Source organism: Leptospira wolffii serovar Khorat str. Khorat-H2, from assembly GCF_000306115.2.
Classification (GTDB): domain Bacteria; phylum Spirochaetota; class Leptospiria; order Leptospirales; family Leptospiraceae; genus Leptospira_B; species Leptospira_B wolffii.
On record NZ_AKWX02000016.1, the window covers coordinates 18,542 to 32,616 of the forward strand.

Here is a 14,075-nt window from a genome sequence, read left to right on the forward strand (position 1 = left end):
CTCTTAGGAAAGAGGGATACAAAAAAGGAATCGAACGGAGTTTACTCCACGATTTGTAATACTACGCGACGGTTTTTCTGCCTATCTGCCGCCGTTTCGTTCGGAGCAACGGGCTGGCTATCGCCGAAACCTACGGTTCGGACCCGATCCTCTCCGATTCCGTGTTTGGTTTTCAGATATTCCGCGACCGCCTTCGCTCTATTTTCAGAAAGTTCCAAATTGTCCTTCTTCTTTCCTACATTATCGGTATGACCCTCGACTAAAATTTTGAGTTTAGGTTTCGATTTCAGAAACTGAGCCAAACGATCCAGCTCCGGCTCGGAGTCCTGAGAAATATCAAACTTCTTAGTTTCGAAGAAAAGGTTATTCAGAAGAATTTGTCGGCCGACCGCCAAGGTAGGAAGACGAAACTCAACTTCTATTTTTCCGTCCACATCCTTGGATTCCGTCAGATCCACATTCTTGGAAACGGAAAGATGTCCTTCCGTCTGAGCGTAGAATCCGTATTTTTCTCCGTAAGGAAGAATAAGACTGAAGGATCCGGTCTTAGCATCGCTTTTTGCGCTGCCTCTTTTTTCCAAACGTGTTAAGGATTCGTAATGTATATCGGCACCCAGAGGATTCCCTTCTTCGTCCAATACTTTACCGTTTAAAACTACGACGGGATTAGGGCGGAAATCTTTGGGAAGATAAGCCATGAATAATTGGCCTTCCTTGCTGACGAATGCCCAATTGCTGTTAGCGGGAATGGAAAAGAAATTCACGCCTTTCAGATTGGAGGAAACTTCGACCGGCTTGGTCCACTTGTCCCAACCGTCTCCGATTCGTTTCGTTACGTAGACGGAGAGACCTCTATGTCCGTCGCTGCAAAAATAAAGAGTGCGATCGTCTCCCGCCAAAAAGGGAGCGGTTTCTTCCTGTTCCGTATTGATGATTTCGCCCAGATTCTTTCCCAAAGGAAAGGTTCCGTCGTCTTTTTGGATGCTCACATAGAGATCCAATTTTCCCTTGGTATCGGGTTGTTGGACCGAATAGATAAGAATCCTACCGGAGGAGGAAAGAGTCGATCCGCCGAATACGGAGGCGTCGTTCTTGCGATATAAATTCGTAAAGTCGGGAAAATGTATGGGTTTGGGATAGGACCAGTTTCCCTTATCTTTATAACTCTTATATAATGGGACTCTATTCTGGGCCGCGTTCAATTTCCTGGTATATTCGTATCTCAGGTCCTCTATCTTAGAGAGGAATTCCCTATCGTCTTTGGTGGTTCTTGCGAGTTCCTTTTGTTTTTCGGAATATTCTTCTTGGATAGCCTTGAACACCTCGTCGTCTCCGAAGGAACCGAATACGAATAGTTCGTTATTGCTGGGAAGAACGGCGATCACCGCGGAATGCAGATCGTTGTTCAGAGGAGCGGACATTTCCTTACCGTCCAACCAGAATCCCTGCTCGTCCTTTTGAGAGGACCAAATTCTCTGGGTACCGCTCTTTCCTTTTTTTGCATATACGGTCCAATACAAGGATTGGCCGTCGGGAGTCACCGTTGGATTGAATGCGAACATGTTTCGGTTTACGTATCCCGGAATTCGCTTCAGGGTCCAGTCGGGAAGACCTCTAGCCTCCGAGAAGGGAGCGACTTCGTAACGAATCGGCTCACAGTTCTGACCCCTCATCTGGCAGAGAAGACGGACGGTGTGATTGTGGAGGCGGGATAATTCGGGGCTTAAATCGTTGGAAAGGATTTGTACGAATTCCTCTCCGGAATGGAGCATTCTTCCGAATTGTAGGAGCTTTCCTTCCAGAACTCTTTCCTCCGCATAGATACTAGAAGAGACGCAAAGTGCTACAAGAAACAGGGAACGGGAAAGAAAGCGTGTCATAGAATATCTTTCGGAGAATTTTATTCCGACCGGAAGGAGAGAAAAGAAAAAAAACCGAAAGAGCCGAAGCCAATAACGATCCTTAGGGCCTTTCGGCTGAAAAGGCCCGAGCAAAGGGTGCTTTAGTTGGTGAAAGTATAGGCCCAGTAGATCAGGACCAACTGCAAAGGAAGCCTCAAAATTAGGGCCCATGTAGGAGGATCCTTTTTGGTTCTGGATTGGAAATGGTAAAGATTTGCGGGAAAGACCGCAATTAGAAGGAGTACCACTCCCCAGGCGGATAAGATTCTTGTAGGAGGAAAGAAGAGTCCTATACCCAAGGCGATTTCCGCGATGCCGCTCAATTGCACCATGAGCTTGTGATAAGGGATCCAAGGCGGCATGATCCTAAGATAAAATTTAGGGATCACGAAGTGAAGAATACCGGCGATCGTATAAAGAGTCGCCATGATCCAAAGGCTAATCGTTTTAGAATCCAAGCTTTCCATGGAAAGCCATGATAGGATCCCTAGGGGAAAGAGGTCTGCCTTTTTTCTCTGTTTTTGTTTCTAAACCTTTTTTGTCGGGATAACGAGGACTTGCAGGCGATCTTTAGGGAAACGAGATATTTTTCTCGTGTGGAGAAGGGTTGATTCCTTTCCGACTCGGTGCGGGAACCGGGAAATTTCAGCATAGGCGAGTACCTCTTGCCGTAGAATTTGCAGGTCATTATAGGACGGGAAGGGAAAGTACAAGCGAAAAAAAGATTCTTTAGAAAAAATCTTTGTTACGATATGGGCGCATCCCTTGCCTTAAGTTTATGAAACGAGGATGGCCGAAGAGATCGGCAAGGGTCGGTCTCCTCCGAACTCGCGAAGTCTCGCTCGGTCCTTCGGACCCGCTTCGCGGTTCTACGGATACCTTGCGCTTTTCCCCTCGATACAACGCTTCGCGTCACTCGGGGACCGCCCCTCGATATAAACTTGGTGCTGCCTGATGTGACGTTTTGTTGAGTGAATTCTTTTAGACATTTGGGAGGCGGGGAGTTAAGAATTTTTTTCTATTCCTTTGGGGAATTGTTTCGTGCTTTTTCGAGTTTTTCTCGACTTTGTTGGCAAGGTTCGTTAACTGATGCGATACATTCCATACATATAAAGGAAGTAACGCATCTCATGCAAGAAATCAGTCGAAAGAGATTCCTTAAATCCGTTCTAGTTTTATTTGTGGCGGGTCTGGCTCCCCGTTTGCTCGCGGAGGCTGAAGCGGGAGCGGATCCTAAATCCAATTTCCAATCCGTATATCTGAATGCGAGCCTAAGGGAGGAATTTTATCTTTTTTTAAAGAATGTATACCATCTCTATCCCGAAGATCAGTTTCATAGCCTGATACTGGATATCGTAAAATCCAAAAAAAACGACGCGGAGATCTATGCGGCGATTCTTTCCAGGCTTCCGGAAATCAAACCGTTCATTGGCGTTATCACTTACGCTCTTCCTTCCCTGAAAAAGCAAAAACAGGAAATGTCCCGGCAGACTGCGGCAATACTCGGAAACAAAGGGAAATTCGACGGTTATTTAGAGATCGGAACCACAGGAAGATATGTAAAGGATCTCAAGAAGAAAGTCGGAGTGGGCGGACAGATTTATATCTTAAACGACGTGGAGCCCAAATACCGTGCCGAGGATCTTGTCGAAAGAGGGCAATTCACTAAGGCGGGAAAGTTCATACAATTGGGGATTTACGATCCGATTTCTCCCGAACATATCAAGACTGAGAGCCTGGATCTGGTCACGAATTATATCGGTTTTCACCATTCTCCTGCCGAGAAACTTGACGGTTTCCTGTCTTCGATCGCTAGGGTGATCCGGCCGGGTGGAAAACTTGTATTAAGAGACCATAATGTATATTCGGAGGATTTGAGATACATCGTTTCTCTGGCACACGATGTATACAATGCGGGTTTGGAAATTCCCTGGACGGAAACCTCGACCCAAATCCGGAATTTCACATCGGTGGAACAAATCCAGGAAAGGCTTCATAAATACGGATTCAAATCCGTAGGGAACCAATATCTCCAGAAAGGAGATCCCACTAAAAATACTTTGATGGCATTCGTTAAAACAAAATGAAGAAATTCTTAATCTTATATATCGCCCTTGTTTGGGCCGCATACGCAAGTCCCGTCCTGGTGAATGATGTGACTCAGATCAACCCCATTCCTGTATATAGGGTGGAGACTCCTAAAACTATAGAAGAGATCCAAATATTGGTAAAGGAGCATAAGGGGCCCGTTTCGATCGGTGGAGGCAGATTCTCCATGGGTGGGCAAATCGCCACAGAGAATGCTCTCTTCTTGGATATGAGATCCTTCAACAAGATACTGTCCTTGGATGCTCAGAAAAAAAGAATCGTAGTTCAATCCGGTATCACTTGGAGGGATCTTCAGGAATATATAGATCCGCATAATCTTTCCGTAATGATTAAACAGACTTACTCCAATTTCACGATAGGAGGGTCCTTGAGTGTGAATTGTCACGGGAGATATATAGGATACGGACCTATGATTCTTTCCGTGGAGTCCATCCGAGTCGTATTAGCGGACGGGAAATTGGTAAATGCAAGTCCAAGTGAGAATTCGGAAATCTTTTACGGGGCGATAGGCGGATATGGCGGAATCGGAATCATCACCGAAGCGACCTTGGAATTGGTAGACAATGTGGCGGTGGCCCGGTCCGTCCAAAAGATGCCGATTACCGACTATAAGAGATTTTTCTTCGAGAATATCAGAACCGATTCCAAAGCCATCTTTCACAACGCGGATATTTATCCGCCGGCTTATGAGAATGTGAACGCAGTCACTTGGTCCCAAACCGAAGAGCCCGTAACCGTTCCGGATCGATTGGTACCGGTAAAGGAAACCTATTGGTTGGAAAATCTAGTCTATTTCTGGCTCACGGAATTACCTTACGGCAAGGAACTACGCGAATACGTTTTGGATCCGCTCTTAACGAAAGGAAAAAGAATCGTTTGGAGAAACTTCGAGGCCAGTTACGACGTAAAAGAATTGGAACCCCCGAATCGTATTTTTAGCACGTACGTGCTCCAGGAATATTTCGTTCCCGTGGAGAAATTCGACGAGTTCTATCCTAAGATGAGGGAGATCCTACAAAGACACGACGCCAACGTGATGAATATTTCCATACGCCACGCTTATAAGGACTCGGGTTCTTATCTGGCCTGGGCTCGTTCGGAAGAATTCGCATTCGTGATTTATTATAAACAAAGGACTTATCCGGCCGCTAAAAACGAAGTAGGGGTCTGGACCAAGGAACTCGTGGATGCGGCCGTTTCAGTAGGAGGAAGTTATTATCTTCCGTATCAACCCCATGCGAGCCAGGCACAATTCTTGGCGGCTTATCCTAATTCCGAAAAATTCTTCGATTTAAAAAGGAAATTGGATCCCGAGTATAAGTTTAGAAATAAGCTTTGGGATAAATACTATTATCCCAATCCTAAGGACCAAGCGATTCGATTGGATTTGGAAGCGAATAAATCCTATGCGCGTAGCGAAGACCAGACCTTTTTAACCCTTCCGGAATGGTATATAGTATTCAGTTCGGACGAATACGCCAAATTCCAAAAGCATTCTCCCCCCAGCGAGTTTCCTTATTTCGGGAGTATTTCCCAATTTTGGAAAATGTACGGTCATGTGATCTCGGAAACTTCAGGTTACGAAACCAATTGGGGATATCACCTCATGATTTGCGTGATAGGAGTCAGTTATTCCGGAGAATTGGCTCTCAAGAGTCTGTATGAAAATACGATCGGAGTCCTGACGGAATGGATAGACGGTAGGAAGGAAATCACTTCCGACCGAAAAGTGGAAGCGTATATGCAATGGGTCGCCCAGGATTACACCGATTTCGTAAGATTTCGTCCTTGGTACGAATATCCGTTTTATGAAAAGTTTATAGAGTTCAAAGGAATCCAAGACGGAGACTCGGCAGGATTCATTCGACGTTGGGAGAGACGATTCTTCTTTTCTACGGAATTATTGGTGAAGGCCGCTTACGGTTGGTTGATCGGACTCGGGACCGGTGCCGTTTACGAAGCAGAGAATTTTCAAATTCTCGCCTGGGTGAATGATAAGGGAGAGAGCAAGGTCATTTCCATTCCTAGATACGAACCGTTTACCAGAGAAGTTCCCGAACTCGTAAAAAAAGGAATCTCCTTTAGAGAGATCGCGGGGAATCAAAAAATCGTAATGACTGTGATCGCTCCGGAAGATAAAAAATGGGAGGGCAGGGACATTCTATACAGTTGGCCGATTCTTACCGAGCCGGGATTATACAGGACCGCTCTTATCCTTCCCGTTAAGGAATTGCATACCGTGATCTTGGATTGCCAGAAGAACGGAATCCAGATAGATCATATTTTCGATTATTGAAGACGGATCATCGGGGAGGGATCCTTTCTCCCCGATAAATTTATAAAATTCTAACGTGCGATGGCGACTTTAAGCCTCGCCGCTTTTTTGGATCTTTGTCTCTTTTTCTGAGAGAGGGAGACCTTGGAATAAATCATTTCCAAATGATCCGTCACGTCTTCCCAACTGCAATGGACTGCGGCTTTTCTGGCGCTCGCGCCTATCTTTTTCGCGAGAGAGGAATTCTCCGCAAGAAGGCAGGCCTGCTCTACGAATTCCTCTTCCTTATCGAATGCGGATAAGAGTGCCGATTTTCCGTGCTTCAGGTGTTGGTTGGCTGCGGCATAATCGTATGCTACGATAGGAAGTCCCGAAGCCATGGCTTCCACAACCACGTTTCCGAAAGTTTCCGTCAGACTCGGAAATAGAAAAAGATCGCCGGTTGCGTAGTGTTTCGCTAACTCCTTTCCTTTTTGCATTCCTCTAAAGATGAAATCGGGGTGAGCCGCTTTTAATTTTTCTCTGGAAGGACCGTCGCCTACCAGAATCAGCTTAGCATTCGCTTTCTTGGATTGGATTTTTCGGAAGGCTTTTATGAGCAGATCCAAATTCTTTTCGGGAGCGAGTCTTCCCACATAAAGAACCGCTAAATCGTTCTGGTTTAGCCCCCATTCTTTTCTGAGTTTGGAGTCTTTTCTTGCGGGATGAAATAGATCCGAGTCGATTCCTCTGGAAACCACTTTCACATTTTCATATCCGGATGCCAAAAGAGTTCCTTGGATTTGCTGTGTAGGTGCGAGAGTCGCTTGGGTTCTATTATGCAATCCTCTCAAATAATTATGAACGAGTTTGCCTGCGAATCCGAATTTATAGTATTTAGCGTAAGCATGAAAATTAGTGCGAAAATCGCTCACTACGGGAATTCCCACATGTCTGGCCGCTCTTACAGCGGACCAACCGAGAGGCCCTTCCGTAACGACATGGACTAAATCCGGTTTTTCGAATTGTATGAGTCTGCGTAGAAGGTACTTCTCCGGAAATCCGAATCTCAGGTCCTCGTAAAAAGGAATCTTAGCGCCTCGGACCAGAACTTCTCTATAATTTCCGTTGGCGGTGGCCATATCGTTCGGGGTTTGCTTCGGTCTTACCAGGATAATTTCATGTCCTCTTTGGAGAAGGTCCTCCAACATACGGTGTAATGTCTTTGCCACTCCGTTGATTTCGGGGGGGAAGGTTTCCGTAACCACTAAGATCCGGAAGGGTCCCGCTTTGGGGACGCTAGTTGGAAAAGCCGATGGAATCATCGGATTTAAAGTGTAGGAAAATCCTGTATCTAAACTGTGAAGGAGAGATTACTTTTTCGTTACAGAGTAAGGTCGACTCGAGGCTACTGAGCGACACCCGTCTGGAACGCTTTGCGTAATAAACGCCCACAATAAACGGATTGCAGATAGGCCAACCCGGAAGTCGAGTATCTCGCCAGTATCCCGTAAGTGGAATTAGAAGGATCGATCCAAGGATAGAATCCGAATTTTCCCGGACTACTATAGGATCCGTCGTTTCCGGTGGAATCTTCTATCCAATGTCCGTAGGAATAATGCGTTTCTTCCTGGGTAGCTGTGATGCGAAAAGGAGAATAGGCCGCGGCGGTCGGATTCTTATCCGGATGAGTGACTACGGGATCCGCCCCCAAATAGCTTCCCATCGTGATATCCGAATTCAATATTCTTCTCAGGAAAGAAGCGTACACGGAAGCGTTAGTGATCACTCCTCCTGCGGGTTGCGGAACCGCATAGGATATGCCGGGATTACTGCCACTAAAGAGAGTATTCGCCACTTCCGCAGCCAACTGTGCTCGGGTGAAATTCGTGAGAGAAGGAGTTAAACCGCTGGGGTTCAAGACCGCATACGCTTGGAAATGGCCGCCGTTATAGTAGTACTTGTTTGCGTTTGCCGAATCCAAATAATTGTTATTATTGGTGCCGTCGTTTCCGGGACCTGCGGTAAAACATGCGTTAACCGTCAGAGTGAGATTGCAGGAACTGTCCGAAAGATTATCATAATTCGATAACATCCGCAGATAGCTTTTTTCGTTAGTTCCAGGAGTTCCCACTTTCTGCAAAACGTAAGCTCCCCATATCCATTTGGATGCGGAAGCGATGAGCATAGAGGTACTCGCATTCGTAGATCCGGCTACGGAGGAAAATCCGTAACTGCCGTTCTTATCTCCGATTTCCCAATAAAAAGAACCCAAGGCGGTGCAGAATGCGTTCGTCGTCGCGGTTTGTTCCACTGCATCCAATTTCGCCTGCTGTCCTGTGGCGACTACCGTAAAGGGAGTCGGAGTCTGCTCCGACGAAATGGAAAGTAAAAGTGCTGCGGAGTCCATGGGGTTGGAATTAGGAGAGGAACAGCCTAGAATGGAAAGAATCAGAGCGAGAAAAGCGAGTTGGGATCTCATGAAAAGAATACCACCGAATTATAGGACGAGGGACGCCTAAAATGTATAACCGATGAGAAAAGGTCAAGATTCTCCTTTTCAGCCTATTTTTTGGGGGATTTGGCTCGGATTTCCTTGAGTCTGTCGAAAAGCCATTTTTCGGATTCCATTTCTTTTCCGTCCGCGGTTTTGATTTTGTAGGGAGTTCCCGTGATGGACGATTTACTTGCGACTCCTAGAATGAAATCCTCCGCGCTGTGGATTTGCTTTTTGGCAGCCTCGTATTTGCGTAAAAGATGGGCCTTGGCTTCCGGAACCTTGTGCTCGGATCCGTTTCGGATAAAAATGCAATTTTTGCAGGAATCCAAACTGGAAATCAACGCCTGGATTTCGGCTTCGGGTTCCTGAGCGGATGCGGAGAATGATAAAATTAAAATAGAGAAGAATAGTATCTTTTTCATAAAGCCGATCCTAAGCAAATGCGAGAGAACTCTTGTAAGCAAGAATTTTATTTAAGATCCGAAGCTTCTCTATCCGGAAACTTTCAGGCATAACGTAAGATCAGTTTTCCTTCTTTCCATACTTGGAATTCTCCGGGAAGGAAACTGGTCCAAATCTCGTTTTGTGTCAAAGGAGTGGTTGCCAGTACCGTCACCACATCCTTCTGCCCGGTATGTTTTCTGAAATCCACGGTCATATCCGCGTCGATCAGTCGCGCTTCTCCGAAAGGTGCTGTTCGGGTGATATAAACCAATTTCGTGGAGCAATAGGCGAATAGAAATTTGGAATCGGAGAGTAGAATATTCGAAACGCCTTTTTTGCCAAGCTGAGACAATAAAATTCGTATCTCGGAAGAGAGCAGATTCTCGTCTTTCGGACGGGTGCGAAACTTCTTCTTTAATTTAGATAGGATCCAGCAAAAAGCGTACTCGCTGTCCGTTGTTCCTACAGGGAGATAATCTCCCAAAGCTTCCTTTTTAATCCCTTTCAACTGGCCGTTATGAGCGAAGGTCCAATAGCTTCCCCAAAGTTCTCGAAGGAAAGGATGGGTATTTTTCAGATCCACCTTGCCCCGATTCGCTTTTCGGATATGGGAAATTACGATATGACTCCGGATCGGATAGGTGCGAACGAGTTCCGCCAGAGGAGAATCTACGCTGGGTTGGGGATCCTGGAAGACTCTGCATCCCTTACCCTCATAAAATGCGATCCCCCATCCGTCTTTATGCGGCCCGGTTTTTCCTCCTCTTTGGGCAAGACCGGTAAAGCTAAAGCAGATGTCTGTAGGAACATTTGCGCTCATTCCGAGCAATTCACACATATCTTTTCCTCTGTTATAATGAAATAATTATCACTAAAGTGAATTTCACTTGTCCAGGACTTTTTTCCTTAGGCGGAAAGACGTAATCCTTGCCGAATTCTCGCTCCAGGACCAATTTGATCGGGTGATTCTTCATATCGACACGGAAACCGGCTGGAGAGGAGGAGAAAGGCAGCTTTTTCTTCTGGCAGAAGGTTTAAAAAAACGCAAAATTTCTCAACTCATACTTTGCCGTCCTGGTTCCGCTTTGGAATCGCGCTGCCAAGAAGTAGGACTTCCTACAGTTACTCTCCCTTTAAAAGGAGAATGGGACTTCGGCTCCGTAAAAGCGCTCCGGCAACTGATCGCCGAAAAAGGGATCCGTCTTATTCATGCGCATACCGCAAAGGCGCATTCCATCGCCTGGATGGCCAAAGATAAACTGCCGGATGTTAAGCTCGTCGTTTCCAGAAGAGTGGACTTTAAGATCAGAAAGAACTGGTTCAGCAAAAGAAAATACGTTTCGGATCGTGTGGATCTTTTTCTCTCCGTTTCGAATAAGATCCGAGAGATACTTTTGGAGGGAGGAATCGATCCTTCCAAGGTAGTGACCGTTTATAGCGGTGTCGATCTGGCCCAGTCCAAGAAGCAACCGGATCCGTCCCTCTTGAGAAAGGAATTCCGGATCGAGAAGGACGAGATCGTGATCGGAAACGTGGCCGCGTTAGTCGATCATAAGGACCAAAAGACGCTATTGAACGCTCTCTCTCTGATACAGACGGATAAGAAGTTCAAGGTATTGATCGTGGGTGAAGGACCCCTTAGGAAAGAGTTGGAAGGAATCGCATCCGAAAGAAAGCTTTTGGATAAGGTGATTTTTACGGGGTTCCGGGACGATATTCCGGAGCTACTTTCCCTATTCGATATCTTCACTCTGACTTCCAAGGAGGAAGGACTCGGGACCTCCGTATTGGATGCGATGGCTACGGGATTGCCCGTCGTCGCTACCAGGGGGGGAGGCATCGCCGAAATGCTGACCGAAGGAAAGGGGGCTTTTCTTGCGTCCGTGGGAGATTCGGCCTCTCTCGCAAAACATTATAAAATTCTATTAGAAGATCCTAAATTAAGAAAGTCTATGGGAACCTTTAACAAGGAATCAGTGAAGAGATTCTCCGTGAAGAATACAATTAAGAAGACGGAATTGGCGTACTACAGTCTTTTGGGAGAGGAATTGTATTCTTCTTCGAAGAATAAACCGGGAGCCGCAGCATGAAGAAGTTACTCATTATCGACGGACACGCGTTCGCGTTTCGGGCCTATTATGCCTTTGCCGCCTCCAATTTGAAGAATTCCAAAACCGGGCAGCCTAGCGGCGCGGTTTTCGGATTTTTCCGGATGCTATTCAAACTATTGGAAGATTATACTCCCACTCACGTCGCCATGACTTTCGATCCGGGAGGACCCTTGGAGAGAGGGGGGCTATTCTCCGCATATAAAGCGAACCGAAAACCCATGCCTGAGGACCTACGTCCTCAATTGCATGAAATCATGGACACCCTTAAGGTTTTGGGCTTCAAGATACTGAAAATGGACGGACATGAGGCCGACGATATCATCGGAACCTTAACCGAGACCTATAAATCCAAGGCGAAGGAAGTCCTAATATTCTCCGGAGACAAAGACTTATACCAATTATTAGAAAAAAAGAATATTAAAATGCTCCGAGGAAAGAAAGGAGTCACCGAATTCGTGGAGATCGATTCCGGATGGGTTAAGGAAGAACTCGGAATCGACGTGAAACAGATTCCCGATTATATGGGGATTGTCGGAGACACTTCTGATAATATTCCCGGCGTAAAAGGAATCGGGGAAAAGGGAGCGTCCAAGCTCATCCAGGAATATAAGAATCTGGAAGGAGTCTACAAGCATCTGGACGATATCAAGAATCCGGGTATGAAGACCAAGCTGACCGAACACAAAGAAAGCGCCTTTCTCTCCCGACAGCTCGCGACTATTCGCAGGGATTTAGATGTGGGGATAAGAGAGGAGGATCTCAAGGTTCCCGATTATACTTCCGACGATTCCATTCGTTATCTGAAATCCCAAGGATACAATGTGCTATCCAGGGATCTCGCCAAATCCGTCGGAAAGGAACCTCCTACAGATGAGCCTGAGGCGAACGATTCGAAAAAACCCGCGGCTAAAAAAGGAATTTATAAACGAGTAGAGAGTATCGAGGAACTGGGAAAATTGGCCCGAGCCTGGAAAAAATCTCCCATACTCGCGGTGGATACCGAAACGACCTCCCAGTATCCTTTCGACGCGGAGCTTTTGGGGATCTCTCTTTGTAACCAAGAAGGAACAGGTTTTTATATTCCTGTCACTCATTCCCAGGGATTGTTCAGCGATCAACTTCTTCCCCTGGACCAGGTTCGTGAAATTTTAAACCCCGTACTTTCCGAACCCTCGATACCCAAGGTCGGGCAGAATATAAAGTACGATATGATCGTCCTAGAGAATCACGGCTTCCAAGTGGAGAATATAGTATTCGATACTATGTTAGCCTCGTACGCTCTACAGCCGGAAGGCCGTCGCCATAATATGGACGATCTGGCCATGGATTATCTGAATTACAAGACCATTGAATATTCGGATCTGGTAGGAACAGGGCGGAACAAGAAGAATCTTTGGGAAGTGGAATTGGAAAAAGTTTCCGAATACGCTTCGGAGGACGCCGATATCACCTTAAGATTATATAATGTTTTTAGAAAGTCTTTGAAGCAGTCGGGCGTCGAGTCTATTTTTAAGGATATAGATATGCCTCTTCTTCCCGTGCTTACGGAGATGGAAAAGGCGGGGATCGCGATCGATACCTCCTATTTTGCGGAACTTTCCAAGGATTTTCAGAGAGAGATCAAGGACTCGATCCGCAGTATTCATAGGCTTGCCGGAAAGGAATTCAATATCTCTTCTACCAAGGAATTGCAAAAGATTCTTTTCGAGGATCTTGGCTTAAGAGTGGTCAAAAAGACGCAAACCGGTTATTCCACCGACCACGAGGTTCTGGAGGAATTACTAGGCGAGCATCCCATCATTGAGAAATTATTGGATTACAGAAAATACACCAAACTTCTCTCAACTTATGTGGATACCTTGCCCACCATGGTTTCCCCTAAGGACTCGCGTATCCATACCAGCTACAATATGACGATCGCTGCGACGGGTAGACTTTCTTCCACGGATCCTAACTTACAAAATATTCCTATCCGGGAAAAGGAAGGCAGGTTGATCCGTAAGGGATTTATCGCCGGGGTCAAGGACTTCGAAATTCTGAGTCTGGACTATTCTCAGATAGAGCTTAGGATCATGGCGCATATCTCCAAGGATGCCGCCATGGTCGACGCATATAAGAAAGGAATCGATATCCATAAGCGAACAGCGGCGGCGATCTACGGGGTTTCGGAAGATCTGGTTACCCATGAGATGCGGGACAAGGCCAAGGTAGTTAACTTTTCCGTAATATATGGTGTGACTCCTTACGGACTGAGCCGTAATCTCCGAATTTCCAGGGAAGAAGCCAAGAATTTTATCGATCGATATCTGACCCAGTATCCCGGCGTACAGAAGTACATGGACGATACGATCGCATTCTGCGAAAAGAACGGGTATGTGGAGACGTTAAAAGGAAGAAGGAGACCCGTTCCGGATATCGTATCCACGCATAGGCAAGCCAAGGAGGCCGCAAAGAGGGTGGCGATCAACACTCCTATCCAAGGCACTTGCGCCGATATGATCAAGATCGCGATGATCCATATCCACGACGAAATCAAAAAGAAAAAGTGGAAATCCAAGCTTCTGCTACAGGTTCACGACGAACTCGTATTCGAGGTTCATAAGTCAGAGAAGGACGAGTTTATGAATCGGGCCAAGGAACTTATGGAGAATGCGATGCCTTTGGACGTGCCGATTAAGGTGGAAGGTAAATTCGGAAAGAATTGGGACGAGGCTCATTAGATATCAGAATTCCGTGCTTGTAAATCGGGCCGGTGT

General features: G+C 46.2%; 10 protein-coding genes. 4 read left to right on the plus strand and 6 right to left on the minus strand.

The features are described from left to right. Nucleotides 1-41: 41 nt before the first annotated feature. Nucleotides 42-1,880 carry an OmpA family protein gene (locus LEP1GSC061_RS12685; protein ID WP_040508762.1) on the minus strand — a complete coding sequence of 613 codons (1,839 nt, stop codon included), beginning with the start codon at nucleotides 1,878-1,880 and terminating at the stop codon, nucleotides 42-44. A gap of 122 nt (nucleotides 1,881-2,002) precedes the next feature. Beyond that, nucleotides 2,003-2,368 carry a DoxX family protein gene (locus LEP1GSC061_RS12690; RefSeq protein WP_016545869.1) on the minus strand — a complete coding sequence of 122 codons (366 nt, stop codon included), beginning with the start codon at nucleotides 2,366-2,368 and terminating at the stop codon, nucleotides 2,003-2,005. 663 nt (nucleotides 2,369-3,031) lie between these two features. Between LEP1GSC061_RS12690 and LEP1GSC061_RS12695 the strand changes: the two genes are divergently transcribed. Together LEP1GSC061_RS12695 and LEP1GSC061_RS12700 are read left to right on the plus strand one after the other, a co-directional pair. Then, complete coding sequence (locus LEP1GSC061_RS12695; protein ID WP_016545855.1) at nucleotides 3,032-3,988, plus strand: class I SAM-dependent methyltransferase; 957 nt, start codon at nucleotides 3,032-3,034, stop codon at nucleotides 3,986-3,988. Further along, nucleotides 3,985-6,306, plus strand: a complete 2,322-nt coding sequence (locus tag LEP1GSC061_RS12700; RefSeq protein ID WP_016545918.1) for an FAD-binding protein — start codon at nucleotides 3,985-3,987, stop codon at nucleotides 6,304-6,306. Before LEP1GSC061_RS12695 ends, LEP1GSC061_RS12700 begins: the two co-directional genes overlap by 4 nt. A gap of 50 nt (nucleotides 6,307-6,356) precedes the next feature. On the opposite strand, the gene LEP1GSC061_RS12705 is transcribed toward LEP1GSC061_RS12700, so the two are convergent. The 4 genes from LEP1GSC061_RS12705 to LEP1GSC061_RS12720 form a co-directional block, all read right to left on the minus strand. Further along, nucleotides 6,357-7,496 carry a glycosyltransferase family 4 protein gene (locus LEP1GSC061_RS12705; RefSeq protein WP_232218451.1) on the minus strand — a complete coding sequence of 380 codons (1,140 nt, stop codon included), beginning with the start codon at nucleotides 7,494-7,496 and terminating at the stop codon, nucleotides 6,357-6,359. Nucleotides 7,497-7,672: 176 nt separating this feature from the next. After that, entirely contained in the window at nucleotides 7,673-8,746 is a 1,074-nt protein-coding gene (locus tag LEP1GSC061_RS12710; RefSeq protein ID WP_016545860.1) for a serine hydrolase, read from the minus strand. Between the two features lie 83 nt (nucleotides 8,747-8,829). Then, nucleotides 8,830-9,186, minus strand: a complete 357-nt coding sequence (locus tag LEP1GSC061_RS12715) for a DUF5329 family protein (protein WP_016545912.1) — start codon at nucleotides 9,184-9,186, stop codon at nucleotides 8,830-8,832. A gap of 83 nt (nucleotides 9,187-9,269) precedes the next feature. Further along, on the minus strand, nucleotides 9,270-10,046 hold the full coding sequence (locus tag LEP1GSC061_RS12720; RefSeq protein WP_016545838.1) for a class II glutamine amidotransferase: 777 nt from the start codon (nucleotides 10,044-10,046) through the stop codon (nucleotides 9,270-9,272). A gap of 124 nt (nucleotides 10,047-10,170) precedes the next feature. On the opposite strand from LEP1GSC061_RS12720, the gene LEP1GSC061_RS12725 reads away from it, so the two are divergent. Together LEP1GSC061_RS12725 and polA are read left to right on the plus strand one after the other, a co-directional pair. Next, nucleotides 10,171-11,298 (plus strand): glycosyltransferase, encoded by a 1,128-nt coding sequence (locus tag LEP1GSC061_RS12725; RefSeq protein WP_016545859.1) that lies wholly within the window; start codon nucleotides 10,171-10,173, stop codon nucleotides 11,296-11,298. Then, nucleotides 11,295-14,039, plus strand: a complete 2,745-nt coding sequence (polA, locus tag LEP1GSC061_RS12730) for a DNA polymerase I (RefSeq protein ID WP_016545924.1) — start codon at nucleotides 11,295-11,297, stop codon at nucleotides 14,037-14,039. The genes LEP1GSC061_RS12725 and polA overlap by 4 nt, the downstream gene beginning before the upstream one ends. Nucleotides 14,040-14,075 lie beyond the last annotated feature (36 nt).